The sequence below is a fragment of the Streptomyces sp. NBC_01723 genome, from assembly GCF_036246005.1.
Lineage (GTDB): Bacteria > Actinomycetota > Actinomycetes > Streptomycetales > Streptomycetaceae > Streptomyces.
In genome coordinates, this window is record NZ_CP109171.1 from 7,530,690 (window position 1) to 7,548,733 (window position 18,044).

At 72.0% G+C, this 18,044-nt stretch carries 16 protein-coding genes; 6 read left to right on the forward strand and 10 right to left on the reverse strand.

The features are described 5' to 3' along the window. Window positions 1–2: 2 nt before the first annotated feature. The 6 genes from pcaB to OIE75_RS35295 are packed head-to-tail and all read right to left on the reverse strand — an operon-like array spanning window position 3 to window position 5,428. Window positions 3–1,349, reverse strand: a complete 1,347-nt coding sequence (gene pcaB / locus OIE75_RS35270) for a 3-carboxy-cis,cis-muconate cycloisomerase (RefSeq protein WP_329473365.1) — start codon at window positions 1,347–1,349, stop codon at window positions 3–5. Continuing rightward, entirely contained in the window at window positions 1,346–1,951 is a 606-nt protein-coding gene (gene pcaG / locus OIE75_RS35275; protein ID WP_122620614.1) for a protocatechuate 3,4-dioxygenase subunit alpha, read from the reverse strand. The genes pcaB and pcaG overlap by 4 nt, the downstream gene beginning before the upstream one ends. A gap of 5 nt (window positions 1,952–1,956) precedes the next feature. Next, window positions 1,957–2,730, reverse strand: coding sequence for a protocatechuate 3,4-dioxygenase subunit beta (gene pcaH, locus OIE75_RS35280; RefSeq protein ID WP_307016266.1), 774 nt, complete (start codon window positions 2,728–2,730; stop codon window positions 1,957–1,959). Window positions 2,731–2,754: 24 nt separating this feature from the next. Further along, window positions 2,755–3,996 (reverse strand): thiolase family protein, encoded by a 1,242-nt coding sequence (locus OIE75_RS35285; RefSeq protein WP_329473366.1) that lies wholly within the window; start codon window positions 3,994–3,996, stop codon window positions 2,755–2,757. Continuing rightward, the gene (locus OIE75_RS35290; RefSeq protein ID WP_307016269.1) at window positions 3,993–4,673 is read right to left on the reverse strand and encodes a CoA transferase subunit B; all 681 of its coding nucleotides are present in this window, start codon (window positions 4,671–4,673) and stop codon (window positions 3,993–3,995) included. The genes OIE75_RS35285 and OIE75_RS35290 overlap by 4 nt, the downstream gene beginning before the upstream one ends. After that, window positions 4,673–5,428, reverse strand: a complete 756-nt coding sequence (locus tag OIE75_RS35295) for a CoA transferase subunit A (RefSeq protein ID WP_307016271.1) — start codon at window positions 5,426–5,428, stop codon at window positions 4,673–4,675. Before OIE75_RS35295 ends, OIE75_RS35290 begins: the two co-directional genes overlap by 1 nt. Before the next feature lie 195 nt (window positions 5,429–5,623). Here OIE75_RS35295 and OIE75_RS35300 point away from each other — a divergent pair, with 195 nt between their 5' ends. Beyond that, window positions 5,624–6,085: a MarR family winged helix-turn-helix transcriptional regulator gene (locus OIE75_RS35300; protein ID WP_125489850.1), complete on the forward strand. Its 462-nt coding sequence runs from the start codon at window positions 5,624–5,626 to the stop codon at window positions 6,083–6,085. A 15-nt stretch (window positions 6,086–6,100) separates the two neighbouring features. Here the strand turns inward: OIE75_RS35300 and OIE75_RS35305 are convergent, their stop codons facing one another. Continuing rightward, window positions 6,101–7,111, reverse strand: a complete 1,011-nt coding sequence (locus tag OIE75_RS35305; RefSeq protein ID WP_393568091.1) for a DUF3048 domain-containing protein — start codon at window positions 7,109–7,111, stop codon at window positions 6,101–6,103. Window positions 7,112–7,311: 200 nt separating this feature from the next. Between OIE75_RS35305 and OIE75_RS35310 the strand changes: the two genes are divergently transcribed. After that, entirely contained in the window at window positions 7,312–8,502 is a 1,191-nt protein-coding gene (locus OIE75_RS35310) for a zinc-dependent alcohol dehydrogenase (RefSeq protein ID WP_329473368.1), read from the forward strand. 25 nt (window positions 8,503–8,527) lie between these two features. Here the strand turns inward: OIE75_RS35310 and OIE75_RS35315 are convergent, their stop codons facing one another. Further along, window positions 8,528–9,595 (reverse strand): ATP-dependent DNA ligase, encoded by a 1,068-nt coding sequence (locus OIE75_RS35315; protein ID WP_329473369.1) that lies wholly within the window; start codon window positions 9,593–9,595, stop codon window positions 8,528–8,530. A gap of 74 nt (window positions 9,596–9,669) precedes the next feature. Between OIE75_RS35315 and ligD the strand changes: the two genes are divergently transcribed. Continuing rightward, a complete protein-coding gene (gene ligD / locus OIE75_RS35320) occupies window positions 9,670–10,710 on the forward strand; it encodes a non-homologous end-joining DNA ligase (RefSeq protein WP_329473370.1) in 1,041 nt (346 codons plus the stop codon). Here the strand turns inward: ligD and OIE75_RS35325 are convergent. Together OIE75_RS35325 and OIE75_RS35330 are read right to left on the reverse strand one after the other, a co-directional pair. After that, window positions 10,697–12,886 carry an OmpL47-type beta-barrel domain-containing protein gene (locus OIE75_RS35325; protein ID WP_329473371.1) on the reverse strand — a complete coding sequence of 730 codons (2,190 nt, stop codon included), beginning with the start codon at window positions 12,884–12,886 and terminating at the stop codon, window positions 10,697–10,699. The two genes, ligD and OIE75_RS35325, sit on opposite strands and share 14 nt — an antisense overlap. A 14-nt stretch (window positions 12,887–12,900) precedes the next feature. Beyond that, the gene (locus tag OIE75_RS35330; protein WP_329473372.1) at window positions 12,901–15,378 is read right to left on the reverse strand and encodes a ThuA domain-containing protein; all 2,478 of its coding nucleotides are present in this window, start codon (window positions 15,376–15,378) and stop codon (window positions 12,901–12,903) included. 199 nt (window positions 15,379–15,577) lie between these two features. On the opposite strand from OIE75_RS35330, the gene OIE75_RS35335 reads away from it, so the two are divergent. The 3 genes from OIE75_RS35335 to OIE75_RS35345 all read left to right on the forward strand — a co-directional run bounded on the left by OIE75_RS35335 (window position 15,578) and on the right by OIE75_RS35345 (window position 18,022). Continuing rightward, the gene (locus OIE75_RS35335; protein ID WP_307016286.1) at window positions 15,578–16,606 is read left to right on the forward strand and encodes a multicopper oxidase domain-containing protein; all 1,029 of its coding nucleotides are present in this window, start codon (window positions 15,578–15,580) and stop codon (window positions 16,604–16,606) included. A 77-nt stretch (window positions 16,607–16,683) separates the two neighbouring features. Beyond that, a complete protein-coding gene (locus OIE75_RS35340) occupies window positions 16,684–17,736 on the forward strand; it encodes a LacI family DNA-binding transcriptional regulator (protein WP_329473373.1) in 1,053 nt (350 codons plus the stop codon). Window positions 17,737–17,809: 73 nt separating this feature from the next. Beyond that, window positions 17,810–18,022 carry a hypothetical protein gene (locus OIE75_RS35345; protein WP_329473374.1) on the forward strand — a complete coding sequence of 71 codons (213 nt, stop codon included), beginning with the start codon at window positions 17,810–17,812 and terminating at the stop codon, window positions 18,020–18,022. Window positions 18,023–18,044 lie beyond the last annotated feature (22 nt).

Here is an 18,044-nt window from a genome sequence, read left to right on the forward strand (position 1 = left end):
GGTCAACGTCGCTCCAGAGCACGGTCGGTCAGGGCTCCCGCGGAGCCGGTGTAACGGACGGGGTCGGTGAGGGCTTCGAGGTCCATGGCCCGCAACTCCGGTACCTCGGCGAGCAGTTCATCCAGGGTCCGGTCCTCGGTGTACGTGCGCGCCGCCAGTTCGGTGAGCAGCGCCCTGGCGCGGGACCGGCCGAGCACCGGCGTCAGTTCGGCGGCGAGCCGCTCGGACACGATCAGCCCGTGGGTGAGGCCGAGGTGCGCGCGCATCACGTCCGGCCGCACCCGGAGCCCCTCGGCCAGCTCGGCGGCGTCCCGGGCCGCGCCGCCGGTCAGCCGCAGCAGGTCGCGCAGCGGCTCCCACTCGGCGTGCCAGGCGCCCGCCGGACGCTCGTCCTCGGCGGTCAGCGAGCCGTACAGCACCGCCGCGAGCTGCGGCGCGCGCCGGGCCGCCGCCGCGATCAGCGTGGACCGTACGGGGTTGGCCTTGTGCGGCATCGCCGAGGAGCCGCCGCCCCCGCCCTCGGCGACCTCGCCGATCTCGGTGCGGGAGAGCGTCAGCACGTCGGCGGCGATCTTCCCGAGCGCCCCCGCGGCGAAGGTGACGGCCCCGGCCAGGTCGGCGACCGGGGTGCGCAGCGTGTGCCACGGCAACAGCGGCGCCCGCAGGCCCAGTTCGTGGGCGTACGCGGCAGGGAGCGCCATCGGGTCCGGCACGCCGTACGCCCCGAAGGCGGCCAGGGTGCCCGCCGCGCCGCCGAGCTGCGCGGGCAGGGTGTCGCGTACGGCGGCGACGCGGTCCCGCGCGTCCAGGACCAGCGCGCGCCATCCGGCCGCCTTCAGCCCGAAGGTCGTCGGTACGGCGTGCTGGGTGAGCGTCCGGCCCGGCATCGCCGTGTCCCGGTGCTCGGCGGCCAGCAGGGCCAGCGCGCGTTCCGTGCGCGTGAGGTCGGGGAGCAGCAGGTCCAGGGTGCGGGCGGCGACCAGCATCGTCGCCGTGTCCATGATGTCCTGGCTGGTCGCACCCCGGTGGACGTACGGCCCGTACTCCTCGCCGACCGCCCCGGTCAGGTCGGCCACCAGGGGGATGACCGGGTTTCCGCCGCTGCGGGCGCGTTCCGCCAGGGACCGCACGTCGAACCGGGCCGGATCACCGGCGGCCTCCGTCACCGCGGCCGCCGCCCCGGCGGGCGCCAGTCCCAGGGCGGCCTGGGCGCGGGTCAGGGCCGCCTCGGCGTCCAGCAGGGCACGCAGATACGCGCGGTCGCCGGTCGCCGGCCCGGTCGGCGAGCCCGCCCGGCCGGGGGCGAGAAGGCTCGTGTCGGCGTCGCCGGGATCCGCGGGTGATGTCACTGGAACTCCAGGAAGACCGTCTCGCCCTCGCCCTGAAGGCGGATGTCGAAACGGTACGTCCCACGGCCCTCGTCCGCCGCGACCAGCGTGTCGCGGCGCTCCGCCGGCACCCGGGCCAGCAGCGGGTCGGCGGCGAGCAGCGCCTGGTCGTCCGGCAGGTAGATCCGGGTGTACAGGTGCACGAGGAGTCCGCGCGCGAAGACGCACACGCTGACGCACGGCGCGCTCCGCCCGCGGGCCCCGGGCCGCAGTGTCCGCGCGTACCAGTGGCCGTTCGCGTCGGTCTGGATCCGGCCGAAACCGGTGAACTCCACCCCGTTGCGGCCCAGGAAGCCGCCGGAGGCGGGGTCGCGTCGCATGGAGCCGTCCGCGGTCGGCGTCCTTCCCTCGGTGTCCGGACCCCACAGCTCCACGAGCGCGTCCGGCAGCGGGGCGCCCTCCCCGTCGTACACGTACCCGTGCACGGTGATCGTGTCCGGATGACCGGCCGGTGCGATGTCCTCGCCGCCGGGGAAGGGCAGCGCGTACCCGTAGAACGGGCCGACGGTGTGCGACGGAGTGGGCAGGACCTGCCCCGGCTCGCTGGTGTCGATCTTCGTCATGGGGGTCAGCGTCCTTCTTCGATCCAGGTGGCGTTCGGGCCGTCGAGCACGATGTCCCAGTGGTAGCCGAGCGAGAACTCGGGCACGGACAGGTCGTGGTCGTACGTCGCGATCAGCCGCTGCCGGGCGGCGTCGTCGGTCACGGACTGGAGGATCGGGTCGTACGGGAACAGCGGGTCGTTGGGGAAGTACATCTGCGTCACGAGCCGCTGGGTGAACGCCGACCCGAAGACCGAGAAGTGGATGTGCGCCGGACGCCAGGCGTTGACGTGGTTGCGCCACGGGTAGGGTCCGGGCTGCACGGTGGTGAAGCGGTAGCGGCCGTCGTCGTCGGAGAGGGTGCGGCCCACCCCGGTGAAGTTCGGGTCCAGCGGCGCGTCGTGCTGCTCGCGCTGGTGCGCGTACCGTCCCGCCGAGTTGGCCTGCCAGATCTCCACGAGCTGGCCGCGCACGGGCCTGCCGTCGCGGTCGAGGAGCCGGCCGGAGACGGTGATGCGCTCGCCGATGGGCTCGCCGTTGTGCTGCCGGGTCAGGTCGTTGTCGATCCCGGTGAGGTCCCGCTCTCCGAAGGCCGGGGAGGACAGCTCCACCAGTTCCGGGTCCTGGCGGACGTCGATGGCGATCGGCGGCTGCTTCGGGTGGCGCAGCACCGAGGAGCGGTACGGGGCGTAGTCGCGGCGCGGGTGGTGCTCGACGGGCGCGCCGTCGGCGACCCGCTTCTCGTACGCGGCGTGCTCGGCCGCGATCTCCGCGTCGATGTCGTGCTGGGTGAGAGGCATGGGGATTCCCGTGGGTGACAGGGGCTAGCGGTCGAGGACGAGGGCCAGGCCCTGGCCGACACCGATGCAGAGGGTGGCGACGCCGGTGCCGCCGCCCTTGCGGGCCAGCTGGTGGGCGACGGTCCCGGCGAGGCGGGCACCGGAGGCGCCCAGCGGGTGGCCCAGCGCGATGGCTCCGCCCTGGGGGTTGAGGATCGCGGGGTCGAACTCCGGCCACTCGGCTTCGCAGCCGAGCACCTGGGCGGCGAAGGCCTCGTTGAGTTCGAGGACGTCCAGGTCGGCGAAGGTCCGCCCGGCCTTGGTCAGTGCGCGGTGCACGGCTTCGACGGGGGCGAGACCGAAGTAGTGCGGGTCGGTCGCCGAGACGCCGGTGGCGGAGATCCGGGCGAGCGGTTCGCGGCCGGTGGCCTTCAGGCCCTCCTCGTCGGTGAGGAGCAGGGCTGCCGCGCCGTCGTTGAGCGGGGAGGCGTTGCCGGCGGTGACCGTACCTCCCCCAGCCTTCGGCCGGGGGGACCCCCAGTTCGCTTCGCTCGTCTTCCGGAACGACGGCTTGAGCTTGGCCATCGCCTCCAGCGAGGCGGTCGGGCGTACGCACTCGTCGGCGGCGAAGTCCACGGGGTCGCCCTTGCGCCGCTCCACCGGAACGGGCACGAGTTCGGCGTCGAACAGGCCGTCCGCCTGGGCGCGGGCGGCCTTGTGGTGGGAGGCGAGCGCGTACTCGTCCTGCCGCTCGCGCGTGATCCCGTGCTTGTCGGCGATCAGCTCCGCCGACTCCCCGAGCGGGATCGTCCACTGCGGGTCCATCCTCGGGTTGACCATGCGCCAGCCCAGGGTGGTCGAGTACAGCTCGGTGTGCCCGGCGGGGAAGGGCCGGTCCGACTTGGGCAGGACGTACGGCGCCCGGGTCATCGACTCCACCCCGCCCGCGAGGGCGATCGAGGCGTCTCCGACGGCGATGGCGCGCGCGGCCTGGACGACGGCTTCGAGCCCGGAGGCGCACAGCCGGTTCACGGTGACGCCGGGGACGGAGGTGGGCAGGCCGGCCAGGAGGGCGGCCATCCGCGCGACGTTGCGGTTCTCCTCACCGGCGCCGTTGGCGTTGCCCAGGTAGACGTCCTCGATCCGGGACGGGTCCAGGGCCGGGGTGCGGGCGAGGAGTCCGCGGATCGCGTGCGCGGCCAGATCGTCGGGGCGTACGCCCGCCAGGCCGCCGTTGTACTTGCCGAACGGGGTGCGGACCGCGTCGACGACGTAGACGTCCTTCACTTCGCCTCCTCCGCGATCCTCGGCTGCACCGCGATCTCCGGTTCCTCCGCGACGACGAGCGCGGCATCGGTCCTGGCGGTGATCTCCTCGACGCTCACGCCCGGCGCGGTCTCGACCAGGACCAGGCCGTCGGCGGTGACGTCGAGGACGCCGAGGTCGGTGATGATCCGGTCCACGCACGCCTTCCCGGTGAGGGGCAGCGCGCACTCCTGGAGGATCTTGGGCGAGCCGTCCTTGGCGGTGTGGGTCATCACCACGATCACGGTGCGGGCCCCGTGGACCAGGTCCATCGCCCCGCCTATCCCGGTGATCATCTTGCCCGGGACGGCCCAGTTGGCCAGGTCCCCGCCGGCCGACACCTGCATGGCCCCCAGCACGGCGACGTCGATGTGCCCGCCCCGGATCATGCCGAAGGACAGCGCGGAGTCGAAGAAGGCGGCGCCCGGCAGCACCGTCACCGTCTCCTTGCCCGCGTTGATCAGATCGGGGTCCACCTCGGCCTCGGTCGGGTAGCGGCCGGTGCCGAGGATGCCGTTCTCCGACTCCAGGGTGACCTCGACGCCCTCGGGGAGGTGGTTGGGGATCAGCGTCGGCAGGCCGATGCCGAGGTTGACGTACTGGCCGTCCCTCAGCTCCCGTGCCGCCCGCGCGGCCATCTCCTCACGCGTCCAGGCCATCAGGAACTCACCGTCCGCCGCTCGATCTTCTTCTCCGCCGCCTGCTCCGCCGTCAGCGCCACCACGCGCTGCACGAAGATGCCGGGCAGATGCACTTCGTCCGGGTCGATCCCGCCGGGCTCCACCAGCTCCTCCACCTCCGCGACCGTCACCCGCCCGGCCATCGCGGCCAGCGGGTTGAAGTTCCGGGACGACTTGGCGAACACCAGGTTCCCGTGCCGGTCGCCCTTGGCCGCCCGCACCAGCGCGAAGTCGGTACGGATGCCGCGCTCCAGTACGTACTCGGTCCCGTCGAACTCGCGGACCTCCTTGGGCGGGGAGGCCAGCGCGACCCCGCCGTCGCCGTCGTAGCGCCAGGGCAGACCGCCGTCGGCCACCTGGGTGCCGACGCCGGCCGGGGTGTAGAACGCGGGGATCCCGGCGCCGCCGGCCCGCAGCCGCTCGGCCAGCGTGCCCTGCGGGATCATCTCCACCTCCAGCTCCCCGCCGAGGTACTGGCGCGCGAACTCCTTGTTCGCGCCGATGTAGGACCCGGTCACGCGGGCGATCCGGCCGGCGGCCAGCAGCACCGCGAGACCGGACTCCATCGCCCCGCAGTTGTTGGAGACCACCGACAGGCCGTCGGTGCCGCGCTCGTACAGCGCCTGGATCAGTACGTTCGGCACACCGCTCAGCCCGAAGCCGCCCACCGCGAGCGACGCGCCGTCGGGCACGTCGGCCACCGCCCCACCGGCCGTGGCCACCACCTTGTCCATCCGAGAAGCCCCATCTCTGAAGCGAATTAATCAGGGCACTGAGTATTTCAGCGAGGTGTTCGACACGCTGCCATCGACCGGCCGAGGCGTCAAGGCCCGGAAAAACGCCCGTTGGATCGCTTGCAGAGGTGTCCGGCGGTTCGCGGCGAGCCGGGATATCGTCAGTGCACCTACGAAGTAACCACGGGAGAGCGCATGGCAGCGGTCGATCTGACCACCCATCCCGGACACCTGGCCCGGCGGCTCCAGCAGGCGCACTACCTGCTCTGGAACACGATGGTCTCCGAGGAGACCACCTCGCCGCAGTTCGCCGTCCTGAACGCCCTCGTCGCCGAGCCCGGCCTGGACCAGCGCACGGTGGGGGAACGGGTGGGCCTGGACCGCTCCACCATCGCCGAGGTGATCAGCCGGCTGGGCCGCCGAGGGCTGCTCGACAAGGTCCGCGACCAGCAGGACGGCCGCCGCTTCCTGCTCCGGCTGACCGACGAGGGGCTGCGCGTCCACCGCAGGCTGAGCGTGCGGGTCGCCCGGATGAACCAGGTGTTCCTCGCCCCGCTCTCGCCCGACGAGCGGACCGCGTTCTTCGACCTGGTCCGCCGGGTCGCGGACGCCGCCGAGGGGCTGCGCAACCCGGAGTCGTCCGGGGTGCCGGGCTGACGCGGGGCCGACGCTTCAGGAGCCGCCCGCGAAGACCACCCACACCGGGCCCTCGGCGAAGTTCAGCGCGGCGCCGTCACGGGTGGTGAAGGTCGTGCCGTCGGCGGCCGTGCCGCGCGTCCAGGTGGCGTCGTACGTCCGGCCGTCGCGCAGCACCTCCGCGCGGCCCGAACCCACCGACTCGACGTAGGGGGAGTTGCTGCCGCGGAAGTCGCGGAAGGCGGAGTCGCGCACCGTCACGTGCTGCACGACGACCGTGGCCGGCGCCGGGCCTTCGCCGTCGGCCGCGCCGGCCGGTGAGCCGTCCAGGGAGACCAGCCACCGGTCCCGGCTCTCCGACCAGGTGAAGGTGAAGCTCGTCGCCGGGTAGCGCACGGTGCGGGAGGACTCCGCCCGGCCGCCCTCGGGCGCCTTGCCGAAGGTGAACCCCGTGGTGAGGGCCCCGGCGCCCGCGGGCTCGGCCGGCAGCTCGCCGGGCCGCAGGTAGAGGTTGTGCGGGGCCTGCCGGTCGTCGTTGCGGACGTAGGCGTCGGGTGCGTCGCCCGGTGTGACGGCGCGCAGCGGTGCCTCCTCGATGAGCGGCAGCAGCTTGCTCTGGGCGCCGGAGTACGCCAGCGTCGGCCGGTCGAACTGGCGCAGCAGCTCCAGGTCGGACTCCCGGGCGCTGCGCACCGGCCCGACCTCCTCGGGCAGCCGGGTCGCGTAGAGCGCCATCAGGCGGCTCAGCCCGCCCTCCACCGGCTCCGCGTAGACGACGTCCGCGGCGTCCAGGCCGGTCTGGGGCCGGGCCTCGGGCGCGTTGTCGACCTTCACGGCGAGCACCGGGCCGGTGGCGGGTGCCGAGGTGTGCGACCGCTCCGGCTCCGGCGCCCGTCCGTTGTCCTTGCCGCCCGACCCGGCCGTGCAGCCCGCGGCCAGCGCGACGGCCGCCGTCACGGCCACCAGCGCGGCACCTCGTGTGCGCCGTTCGCGCGTGCCCCGTTCCCGCGGGCTCCGTCCGTGCGTCCCTCGTCGCATCCCGACCATCCGTCCGCCCATCCCGTGTCATTGATTGTGCGCCTCTTGCAGCATTTAGTGCCATACCTGATCGAATCCGACAGGGCACACGGAACGAGGCAGATAATCCGCTGTTCGGCCGAAGCCGTGGCCGGTTCAGTGACGAGGGGCCCGGGTACCCGGCCGGGACGCAGAAGCGCGAGTGCACGGCCACGAAGGGAGCCCGGGCGATGAAGGCAGTGACATGGCAGGGCAAGCGGGACGTCCGGGTCGAGGAGGTGCCCGACCCGCGGATCGAGGAACCGACCGACGCGGTCATCCGCGTCACCTCCTCGGGGCTGTGCGGCTCCGACCTGCACCTCTACGAAGTACTCACGCCGTTCATGACACCGGGCGACATCCTCGGCCACGAGCCGATGGGCATCGTCGAGGAGGTCGGCTCCGAGGTGACCGGCCTGAAGCCGGGCGACCGGGTCGTGGTGCCCTTCCAGATCGCGTGCGGGCACTGCTACATGTGCGGCAGCGGCCTGCCGACCCAGTGCGAGACCACCCAGGTCACCGGCGAGGGCATGGGTGCCCCGCTGTTCGGCTACACCCGGCTGTACGGGGCGGTGCCCGGCGGCCAGGCCGAGTACCTGCGCGTACCGCAGGCCCAGTTCGGACCGATCAAGGTGCCCGAGGGCCCGGCCGACGACCGCTTCGTCTACCTCTCCGACGTGCTGCCCACCGCCTGGCAGGCGGTCGCCTACGCCGACATACCCAAGGGCGGCAGCATCGCCGTGCTCGGCCTCGGACCGATCGGCGACATGGCCTGCCGGATCGCGCTGCTCAAGGGCGCCGACCGGGTGTTCGGCGTCGACCTCGTGCCGGAGCGGCTGCGGCGCGCCCGCGAACGGGGCGTGGAGACCTTCGACCTGCGGGCCTTCGACAACGAGAAGGAACTGGTCGCCGCGATGCAGGAGGAGACCGGCGGCCGCGGTCCCGACGCCGTGATCGACGCGGTCGGCACCGAGGCGCACGGCGGGACCGTGGCCAAGCTGGTCCAGCAGGCCGCCGCGGTGATGCCCCGGTCCCTCAGCGGCCCGCTCGCGGAGCGGTTCAGCGTCGACCGGCTCAGCGCCCTGTACACCGCGATCGACCTGGTCCGCCGCGGCGGCACCATCTCGCTGTCCGGCGTGTACGGCGGCATGGCCGACCCGATGCCCTTGCTGACCATGTTCGACAAGCAGATCCAGCTGCGCATGGGACAGGCCAACGTCCGCCGCTGGAGCGACGAGATCATCCCCCACCTGACCGACGAGGACCCGCTCGGCGTCGACGACTTCGCCACCCACCGGGTGCCGCTGGCGGACGCGCCGCACGCGTACGAGATGTTCCAGAAGAAGCAGGACGGCGCGGTCAAGGTGCTCATGAAGCCGTGAGCCCCCGGTCGCCCGGGAGGAGCCCTCACGGTCCGCCGAGGATCTCCGCGAGGTCGTAGCGGACCGGCTCCTCCAGCTGGGCGTAGGTGCAGCTCTCCGGGGTGCGGTCCGGGCGCCAGCGGCGGAAGCGGGCCGTGTGCCGGAAGCGCGCGCCGTTCTCCATGTGGTCGTACGCCACCTCGACGACCCGCTCGGGCCGCAGCGGCACCCAGGACAGGTCCTTCTTCCCGGACCAGCGGCTCGGCGCGCCCGGCAGCCGCGCCCCCTCGTGCGCCGACTCCTGAGCCCAGGCCGCCCACGGATGGCCCTGAGCGTCGTCCATGCGCAGCGGCTCCAGCTCCTCCACCAGCTCGGCCCGGCGCTTCATGGTGAAGGCCGCGCTCACCCCCACGTGCTGGAGGACCCCCCGGTCGTCGTAGAGACCGAGCAGCAGCGAGCCGACCACGGGACCGCTCTTGTGCAGGCGGTATCCGGCGACGACCACGTCCGCCGTCCGCTCGTGCTTGATCTTGTACATGGCCCGCTCGTCCTGCCGGTACCCCAGGTCGAGCGGCTTGGCGACCACGCCGTCGAGCCCCGCGCCCTCGTACTGCTCGAACCACTGCCGGGCCACCTCGATGTCGTCCGTCGCCGGCGCCACGTGCACGGGCGGCGTGACCCCCTCCAGTGCCCGCACCAGCAGCGCCCGCCGGTCGGCCAGCCTTACGTCGAGCAGGGACTCGTCGTCCAGGGCCAGCAGGTCGAAGGCGATCAGCGAGGCCGGCGTCCGCTCGGCCAGCGTCCGCACCCGGGAGTCCGCCGGATGGATCCGCTCCGTCAGCGCGTCGAAGTCCAGATGCCCCTCCCGCGCGATCACGATCTCCCCGTCCACCACGCACCGCTGGGGCAACCGCTCCCGCACCGCCGCCACCAGCTCCGGAAAATACCTGGTCAACGGCTTGCCGGTACGGCTCCCCAGTTCCACTTCGTCCCCGTCCCGGAACACGATCGCCCGGAACCCGTCCCACTTGGCCTCGTAGTGCATCCCCGGCGGAATCTTCGCCACGGACTTGGCGAGCATCGGCTTCACGGGGGGCATGACGGGAAGGCGCATGGTCCGACTGTATGAGCGCGGTGTCGTCCCCGCCTGATATGCGAAGCCAAGACCGTGCGCCTACCGTGGCTCGCATGGCGGAAGCGGTGGAACTGGAGGCGGGTGGCCGGTCCGTGCGGCTGTCCAGCCCGGGGAAGGTGTTCTTCCCGGAGCGCGGCTACACCAAGCTCGACGTGGCCCGGTACTACCAGGCGGTGGCCCCCGGCATCCTGCGCGCCCTGCGCGACCGCCCCACCACCCTGCAGCGCTACCCGGACGGGGTCGGCGGCGAGTGGTTCTACCAGAAGCGCGCGCCCAAGGGCATGCCCGACTGGATCCCGACCGCGCACATCACCTTCCCCAGCGGGCGCAGCGCCGACGAGATGTGCCCCACCGAGGAAGCGGCCGTCCTGTGGGCCGCCCAGTACGGCACCCTCACCTTCCACCCCTGGCCGGTGCGGCGCGCCGACGTCGACCACCCCGACGAACTGCGCATCGACCTCGACCCGCAGCCCGGCACCGACTACGACGACGCCGCCCGCGCCGCCCACGAACTGCGCGCGGTACTGGAGGAGTTCGGCGGACTGCGCGGCTGGCCCAAGACCTCGGGCGGGCGCGGCATCCACGTCTTCGTGCCGATCGAGCCGCGCTGGACCTTCACCCAGGTGCGGCGCGCCGCCATCGCCGTCGGCCGCGAGATGGAGAGGCGGATGCCGGACCGGGTGACCATCAAGTGGTGGAAGGAGGAGCGCGGCGAGCGCATCTTCATCGACTACAACCAGACCGCCCGGGACCGCACCATCGCCTCCGCCTACTCGGTGCGCCCCCGCCCGAACGCCCCGGTCTCCGCCCCGCTGACCTGGGACGAGGTGGGCGTCGCGCACCCGCAGGACTTCGACATCACGACCATGCCCGCGCGCTTCGCCGAACTCGGCGACGTGCACGCGGGCATGGACGACCATCGGTACTCCCTCGACGCCCTGCTGGAACTGGCGACGAAGGACGAGCACGACCACGGGCTCGGCGACCTGCCGTACCCGCCCGAGTATCCGAAGATGCCGGGGGAGCCCAGCCGGGTACAGCCGAGCCGGGCCAGGAATCACGCTCCCGGCCCGGACGGGCCTACAGCTCCTTGATCCGGACGTCCCGGTACGAGACGACGTCCGTCGTGCCGTGCACCTGGAGTCCGACGTAACCGGAGGCGAACCGCCGCCCGTCCGTGCCCGGGTCGTCCGAGCGCGGCGGGGTGAAGTCCTGGCCGCCGGTGTTGTCGAACTCGTTGATCAGCACGCCGTTGCGGAAGACGGAGTAGTGCTGGTCGACCACGCGGATCTCGTAGTCGTTCCAGGTGCCCTTCTCCGTCACCCCCGCGCCGGCCAGACCCACCCGGTCGAAGCCGTAGAGCGAGCCGGTCTTGTACATGTCGCCGGTGGGGCCGTCGAAGACCTGCACCTCGTGGCCGTACTTGATGGCGACCCACTCCGGCCGGGACTCCTCCGGGTGGTCGTGCACCTGCGGGAAGCGCACGAACACGCCGCCGTTGGTGTTGGCGGTCCCCGCGGCGTCGTCCCGCCACTGGAGCTTCAGCGAGAAGTCGCCGTACTTGCGCTCGGGGAACCACAGCATGCCCATGCCGGGCGTGGTGGTGCTGGAGGTGATCGACCCGTCCGCGTTCAGCCCGAACGAACCGCCGCCCACCTGCTCCCACTTGTCGAAGGACGCCTGGGTGCCGTCGAGGATGGTGCGGTAGCCCTCGGTCTGGCCGGGCGTGCCGATCCCGGACTGGCGGGCGGCCTTGTTGATCGCCTTGACCTCCCGGCCGTCGACGACCCCCTCGTCCCGAAGCGTGTCCAGCACCTCACGCACGTGCTTGAGGAAGAGCTGCTGGGACGACCACTCCTTCTCGTCCTCGATCATCTCGTTGATCCGGCACCGGTTGTTGGTGACCCGGTTCGGCACACCGGTGTCCACCGTGCCGACGATCACCGTCTGGCGCTCGTCGAACTCCGGGCAGGGCGGACCCGGAACCTGGCCCGCCACCACGGTGAAGCTCACGGTCACCGGCTCGGAGGTGTTGCCGGCCTTGTCGCTCGCCCGGTACGCCACGGTGTGCCGTCCGACGCGGTCGACGACCACGGGAGCGGAGTACGCCAGGTAGGGCCCGGCGTCCAGCGAGTACTCGACGCCGGCGACGCCGGAGCCGCCCTCGTCCGTGGCGTTGACGGTCACCTTCGCGCTGCCGACGTACGCGCCGTCGGAGTTCTTGGTGCCGTCCACGGTCGCGCCGGTCACCGGCGGGGTGGTGTCCTGCGGGGGAGCGGCGACCACGGTGAAGGCGACGCTCTTCTCCGCGGCGACGTTGCCCGCCTTGTCGGTGGCCCGGTAGCGGACCGTGTGCTCGCCGACCTCGTGCACCATGACGGGCGCGGTGTACGCCTGCCAGGCGCCGTCGCCGACGGCGTACTCGATGGTGTTGACGCCGGAACCGGTGTCGGAGGCGGTGACGGTCACCGTCGCCATGTCGATGTAGGCGCCGTCCGGGTTCTTCTCACCGCTGACCGTCGCCGAGGTCTCCGGCGGCGTCGTGTCGTCGGTGTCGGGGGCGACCACCGTGAAGTCGACGCTCTTCTCGGCGGCGGCGTTGCCCGCCTTGTCGAACGCCCGGTAGCGCACCGTGTGGTCGCCGACCTGGTCGACCACGACCGGCGTGGTGTACGGCTGCCAGGCGCCGTCGGCGCCGATCGCGTACTCGACCCGGTCGACGCCGGAGCCGCCGGCCTCGTCGGTGGCGGCGACGGTCACGCTCGCCGAACCGACGTACTGCCCGTCGGCGTTCTGCGTGCCGCCGACCTCGGCCGAGGTCTCGGGCGCGGTGGTGTCGTCGCCACCGCCGCCCTCGGTCACGGTGAGCACGCCCGTCATCTGGCCGTGCCCGGGGATCGTGCAGTGGTACTTGTACTTGCCCGGGGTCAGGGTGACCTCGGCCGTGTGCTTGCCGCCCTGGGCGTCGCCCGGGTTGGCGAGGATGTTCAGCTGGACGTCGCTGTTGTACTCCGGGTCGCTGGTGATGAACGTCAGCGTGTGCGGCATGCCGGTGGTGTTGCCGGTGGCCTCACTGTTCTCGAAGACGATCGTGGCCGGTCCGGCCACCGCCGTCTCGGGCGCGGACGTGTACTTGGTGATGTCGTCGCCGGCGGTCCAGGTCAGGACCTGGTCGGCCGCCTCGGCGCGCGGAGCCGGCCGCCCGTCCTGGGCGGACGCCGTCTGCAGTCCGAGCATCATCAGCAGCCCGGCCAGCAGCGCGGCCCACATTCTTCGTTGGCGTATCACTCGGTCCCCCTGGCCAGTTGTCCGGCGGCCGGCGTCGGGCCGCCGCCCTCGTAGGTGACCCGCCACAGCGCCGACTTGGCGTCGGAGGTGAAGAAGCCGCGGCCGTAGTCGAGGACGTACAGCGCGCCGTCCGGGCCGAACTTCCAGCCCATCAGGTTCTTGATGCCGTCGTTGCCGACCGGCACGATCTTCTTCAGGGACTCCGAGTGCACCGGCAGACCGCCGTCGCCCTGGGTCTTCGGGTCCATCAGCACCGCGTTGCGCGGCTGGTCGGAGTCGTAGAAGTCACCGACGAACCACTTGCCGTCCCAGTACGCGGGCCACTTGGTCGCACTGGTGCTGTCCGCGTCGTAGCGGTAGACCGGGCCGTTCATCGCGGCCTGGCCGCCGCCCTTGAGCCAGGGCAGCCTGTAGGTGGCCTCGTCCTGCTTGTACGACGGGATCCCGTTCTCGTCGCGCGGGAAGTCGGGGCCGCCGCCCTGCGGCGAGTACCAGATGTTGTTGCCGGTCACCGGCGGCAGGTTGACCAGGCCGTCGTTGTTCGGAGACTCGTTCTTGGGCGCGTCGCAGTCGTACCAGCCCAGCGGCTTCGACGGGTCCGGCAGGTTCCGGTCCCGGTACGGCTGCTTGTTGCCCATGCAGTACGGCCAGCCCCGGTTGCTCGCCTTGGTGATGGTGGCGAACGTGTCGTACTTGGCGGGGCCCCACGTCGTCGAGGGGGCGCCGGCGTCCGGGCCGACCCAGCCGGCGTAGAGGGTGTCGGTGGCCTTGTCGACGGAGATGCGCGCCGGGTTGCGGACGCCCATCACGTAGATCTCGCCGCGCGTCTTGCCGCCGCCCTCGGCGGTCTCCTTGCCGGTGAAGAGGTTGCCCTCGGGGAGCGTGTAGGTCCCGTCCGGCTCCGGGTGGATGCGCAGGATCTTGCCGTTGAGGTTGTTGGTGTTGCCCGCGGTGCGGCGCGCGTCGGCGAAGGACACGCCCTTGAAGTTGGGCTGCGGGTTGTTGCCGGAGTAACCATCGCTGAAACCACTGGAGTTGTTGTCACCGGTGGCGATGTACAGGTTCCCCTTGGAGTCCCAGGCCATCCCGCCGCCCGCGTGGCAGCAGCTGTGGATCTGCACCGGCCACTTCAGCAGCACCTTCTCGCTGCCCAGGTCCAGCTTGTTGGTCGCCTGGTCGAGGGTGAAGCGCGAGACGCGCCGCTCCGCCATGTGGGTGTCGCGGTTGATCCGGGAGTGCGGCGTGTAGTGCAGGTACACCCAGCCGTTCTCGGTGAACCTCGGGTCCAGCTCGATGCCGAGCAGGCCCTCCTCGACCTTGACCAGCTCGTCGCCGCCGCCCTTGTTGCCGAAGATGGTCAGGGCCCCGGCCAGGGTGACCTTCTTGGTCTTCGGGTCGTAGACGTGGATCTCGCCCTTGCCCTTGCCGATGTCGGGGTTGTTCCAGTCGGTGATCACCGGCTGGGAGGAGTCGGCGCCGCCGCGGCCGATGTAGAACACCCGCCCGTCGGGCGCGGTGACCAGGCCGTGCGGTTCGCCGATCTGGTCGTTCTGGCCCGCCTGGTTGGGCTGGGTCAGCCGCTCGGCCTGGTAGTTGCCGGTGATGGTGGCCTTGCAGTCGGCCTGCGACAGCCGCGACGTCCACAGCAGGGCACCGCGCAGGTGCGTGCGGAACTCCGTCTCGTCGTACGACGACTCGGTGCCGCCCATGCCCGTGTAGAAGGACCGGCCGCCGTCGTAGTCCCGGCACCAGCTGACCGGGTGGTCCCAGCCGTTGGCGCTCTCCCCGGGCGCGTACGTCGACTCGCGCACCCGGGCGACGGTGTGCACGTCACCGGACGGATTCTTCTGCCAGTTGAGCCACTCGTCGGGCCGCTTCCACTCCGCCGGCAGGTCCTTGGTGGCCGGATGACGCCGGTCGCCGACCTCGACGGTGGCCCGCTGGACCTTGGTGGGGCTGGAGGCCGCCGGGCGGGCGCCGACCAGACCGGTGAACCAGTCCGAGTACGGCTCCGCGCGGGCCGCGTCGTGGACGCCGACGAATCCGCCGCCGGCCTCCATGTACGCCTCCAGGCCCGCCTCCTGCGCCGGATCGAGGACGTCGCCGCCCCCGGTCAGGAACACGATCGCGTTGAAGCGGCCCAGCTTCTTCTCGTTGGTGAAGACCGAGGCGTTGTCCGTTGCCTCGACCGTGAAGCGCTCGTTCGCCGGGCCGGACTGCCCGATCCGCTCGATGGCCGCGATTCCCGCGTTCACGACCGGCGACTCCTCGCCGGACGCGGCGGAACCGTAGAACACCAGCACACGCACGTTGGAGCCGCCCGGGGGCGACTTGATCGACATCGTTGTCAGGGACGGGTCCGGCGCCGGACGTGCGCTGGCCGTCGGGCCAGCCAGCAGTCCCGCGGCGACGAAGCCGGCGGTGGCGAACGCCGCCCATCCTCTTCTTCTCGCGCTCAACCCTCTCAAGGGCATGGGCACCTCCTCGGTCACGGCAGCAGCGCCAAGGAAGCTAGACCTCTTTGCGTGGTTCGCCAATAGGTATGACCGGGATCCAACGAACTTTGTCCTGAGTGTGGATAAACGCGGAGTCAACCGGTACGGTCCCACAGGCTCATCACAGCCAATCAGATATACGGCTCCGCAAATTCCGTATCAGCGTGGGGAGTTCGGCATGGACAGGCGAGGCTTCAACCGACGGGTACTGCTGGGCGGCGCGGCCGTCGCGACATCGTTGTCCATCGCCCCGGAGGCCGCGGGCGCCGCCGGTGATGCCAAGGCCGTCTCCGCGAAGACGGCGCCGGCCGGGGGCGAGGTGAGACACATCAAGATGTACGCCGAGAAGCTGCCGGACGGTCAGATGGGCTACGGCTTCGAGAAGGGCAAGGCGTCCGTCCCCGGACCGCTGATCGAGCTGAACGAGGGCGACACGCTGCACATCGAGTTCACCAACACCATGGACGTGCGGGCCAGCCTGCACGTGCACGGCCTGGACTACGAGATCTCCAGCGACGGCACCGCGATGAACAAGAGCGACGTCGAGCCCGGCGGCACCCGCACCTACACCTGGCGCACCCACAAGCCGGGCCGCCGTGCGGACGGCACCTGGCGCTCGGGCAGCGCCGGCTACTGGCACTACCACGACCACGTGGTCGGCACCGAGCACGGCACGGGCGGCATCCGCAACGGCCTCTACGGTCCGGTGATCGTGCGCCGCAAGGGCGACGTGCTGCCGGACGCCACGCACACCATCGTCTTCAACGACATGCTCATCAACAACCAGAAGCCCCACACCGGTCCCAACTTCGAGGCCACCGTGGGCGATCGCGTCGAGATCGTCATGATCACGCACGGCGAGTACTACCACACCTTCCACATGCACGGTCACCGCTGGGCCGACAACCGCACCGGCATGCTCACCGGCCCCGAGGACCCCACCCAGGTCATCGACAACAAGATCACCGGCCCGGCGGACTCCTTCGGCTTCCAGATCATCGCGGGGGAGGGGGTGGGCGCCGGCGCGTGGATGTACCACTGCCACGTGCAGAGCCACTCCGACATGGGGATGGTGGGGCTGTTCCTGGTGAAGAAGACCGACGGCACCATCCCGGGGTACGACCCGCACGAGCACGCCCACGGGGGCGGCGAGCAGACCGCGAAAGCCCCCGAGCAGACCGCGAAGGCCCCCGAGCACCACCACTGAGGGCCGCCCCGAGCGCCCTCTTCCCGTCCGGTGGCTGCGGCTATCCTGAGCCGCAGCCGCCGACGAGGAGCCCTCAAGTGAGCGAGACAGTGCCCCGCCCCACGCTGGAGGCCGTGGCCGAGCGGGCCGGGGTCTCGCGGGCCACCGTGTCCCGCGTGGTCAACGGGGCGCACGGGGTGCGCGACGCGCTGGCCGAGCGGGTCCGGCGCGCGGTGGAGGAACTCGGATATGTGCCCAACCAGGCCGCCCGCAGCCTGGTGACCCGACGGCACGACGCCGTCGCCGTCGTCGCCGCCGAGCCGGAGACCCGGGTCTTCGCCGACCCCTACTTCGCCCAGCAGCTGCGCGGCATCAGCAAGGAACTGACGGCCCACGACAACCAGTTGGTGCTGCTGCTCATCGAGGGCCGCGAGGACCACGCCCGCGTCGGCCGCTACCTGGCCGGCGGCCACGTCGACGGCGCGCTCGTCTTCTCCCTGCACCTCCACGACCCGCTGCCCGGCCTCGTACGCAGGGCCGGGGTGCCGACCGTGTTCGGCGGGCGCCCCGACTGGGAGGACGGGCGGGACGACGTGGTCTACGTCGACAGCGACAACCGCGGCGGCGCCCGCGCGGCCGTCCGCCACCTGGCCGCCCTCGGCCGCACCCGGATCGCACACATCACCGGCCCGCTCGACCAGACCTCCGCCGCCGACCGGCTGGCCGGCTTCCGTGACGTCCGGGCCGGTGCCGACCCGGGGCTGGTCGCGCACGGCGACTTCACCCCGGGCGGCGGCGAACGGGCGATGCGGGAACTGCTCGACCGCTGCCCGGACCTGGACGCCGTGTTCACGGCCAACGACCTCACCGCCGCCGGTGCCCTGCGGGTGCTGCGCGAGCGCGGGCGGCGGGTGCCGGACGACGTGGCGGTGGTGGGCTTCGACGACATGCTGCCCGTCGCCGAACAGACCGACCCGCCCCTGACCACCGTCCGCCAGGACATCGAGGAGATGGGCCGCCTGATGGCCCGTCTCCTCCTGCGAGGCCCGGACCCCCGCACGGCCGCCGACGGCCCGGATGCCGCCGACCCGGAGCCCGGCACGTCCGGCGTCGTCCTGCCGACCACGCTGGTCCACCGCGCCAGCGCGTGAGCACGCCAACCCGGCGGCCGCCTTGCCTCCGGGGCCCATTTCGGTACCGGGGGCCCTGCGTCGCCCACGCCTGATGGCCCGTCTCCTCCTGCGCGGCCCCGCCCCCGGCACGGCCGCCGACGGCCCGGATGCCGCCGACCCGGACCCCCGCACGGCCGCCGACGGCCCGGATGCCGCCGACCCGGAGCCCGGCACGTCCGGCGTCGTCCTGCCGACCACGCTGGTCCACCGCGCCGGCGGCGTTGTTCCATGTGGCGCGGGCGCTCGCGGGCGCTCGCGGGCGTGAGCACGCGGATCCGGCGCCCGCC

Bases quoted from the DNA above. Each gene is read 5' to 3' on its own strand.
- OIE75_RS35290 (WP_307016269.1), bottom strand. From the start codon at position 4,673: ATGGCCTGGACGCGTGAGGAGATGGCCGCGCGGGCGGCACGGGAGCTG.
- OIE75_RS35305 (WP_393568091.1), bottom strand. From the start codon at position 7,111: ATGGTCGGGATGCGACGAGGGACGCACGGACGGAGCCCGCGGGAACGG.
- OIE75_RS35315 (WP_329473369.1), bottom strand. From the start codon at position 9,595: ATGCGCCTTCCCGTCATGCCCCCCGTGAAGCCGATGCTCGCCAAGTCC.
- pcaH (WP_307016266.1), bottom strand. From the start codon at position 2,730: ATGCCTCTCACCCAGCACGACATCGACGCGGAGATCGCGGCCGAGCAC.
- OIE75_RS35295 (WP_307016271.1), bottom strand. From the start codon at position 5,428: ATGGACAAGGTGGTGGCCACGGCCGGTGGGGCGGTGGCCGACGTGCCC.
- ligD (WP_329473370.1), top strand. From the start codon at position 9,670: ATGGCGGAAGCGGTGGAACTGGAGGCGGGTGGCCGGTCCGTGCGGCTG.
- OIE75_RS35300 (WP_125489850.1), top strand. From the start codon at position 5,624: ATGGCAGCGGTCGATCTGACCACCCATCCCGGACACCTGGCCCGGCGG.
- OIE75_RS35335 (WP_307016286.1), top strand. From the start codon at position 15,578: ATGGACAGGCGAGGCTTCAACCGACGGGTACTGCTGGGCGGCGCGGCC.
- OIE75_RS35345 (WP_329473374.1), top strand. From the start codon at position 17,810: ATGGCCCGTCTCCTCCTGCGCGGCCCCGCCCCCGGCACGGCCGCCGAC.
- OIE75_RS35330 (WP_329473372.1), bottom strand. From the start codon at position 15,378: ATGCCCTTGAGAGGGTTGAGCGCGAGAAGAAGAGGATGGGCGGCGTTC.
- OIE75_RS35325 (WP_329473371.1), bottom strand. From the start codon at position 12,886: ATGTGGGCCGCGCTGCTGGCCGGGCTGCTGATGATGCTCGGACTGCAG.
- OIE75_RS35310 (WP_329473368.1), top strand. From the start codon at position 7,312: ATGAAGGCAGTGACATGGCAGGGCAAGCGGGACGTCCGGGTCGAGGAG.
- pcaG (WP_122620614.1), bottom strand. From the start codon at position 1,951: ATGACGAAGATCGACACCAGCGAGCCGGGGCAGGTCCTGCCCACTCCG.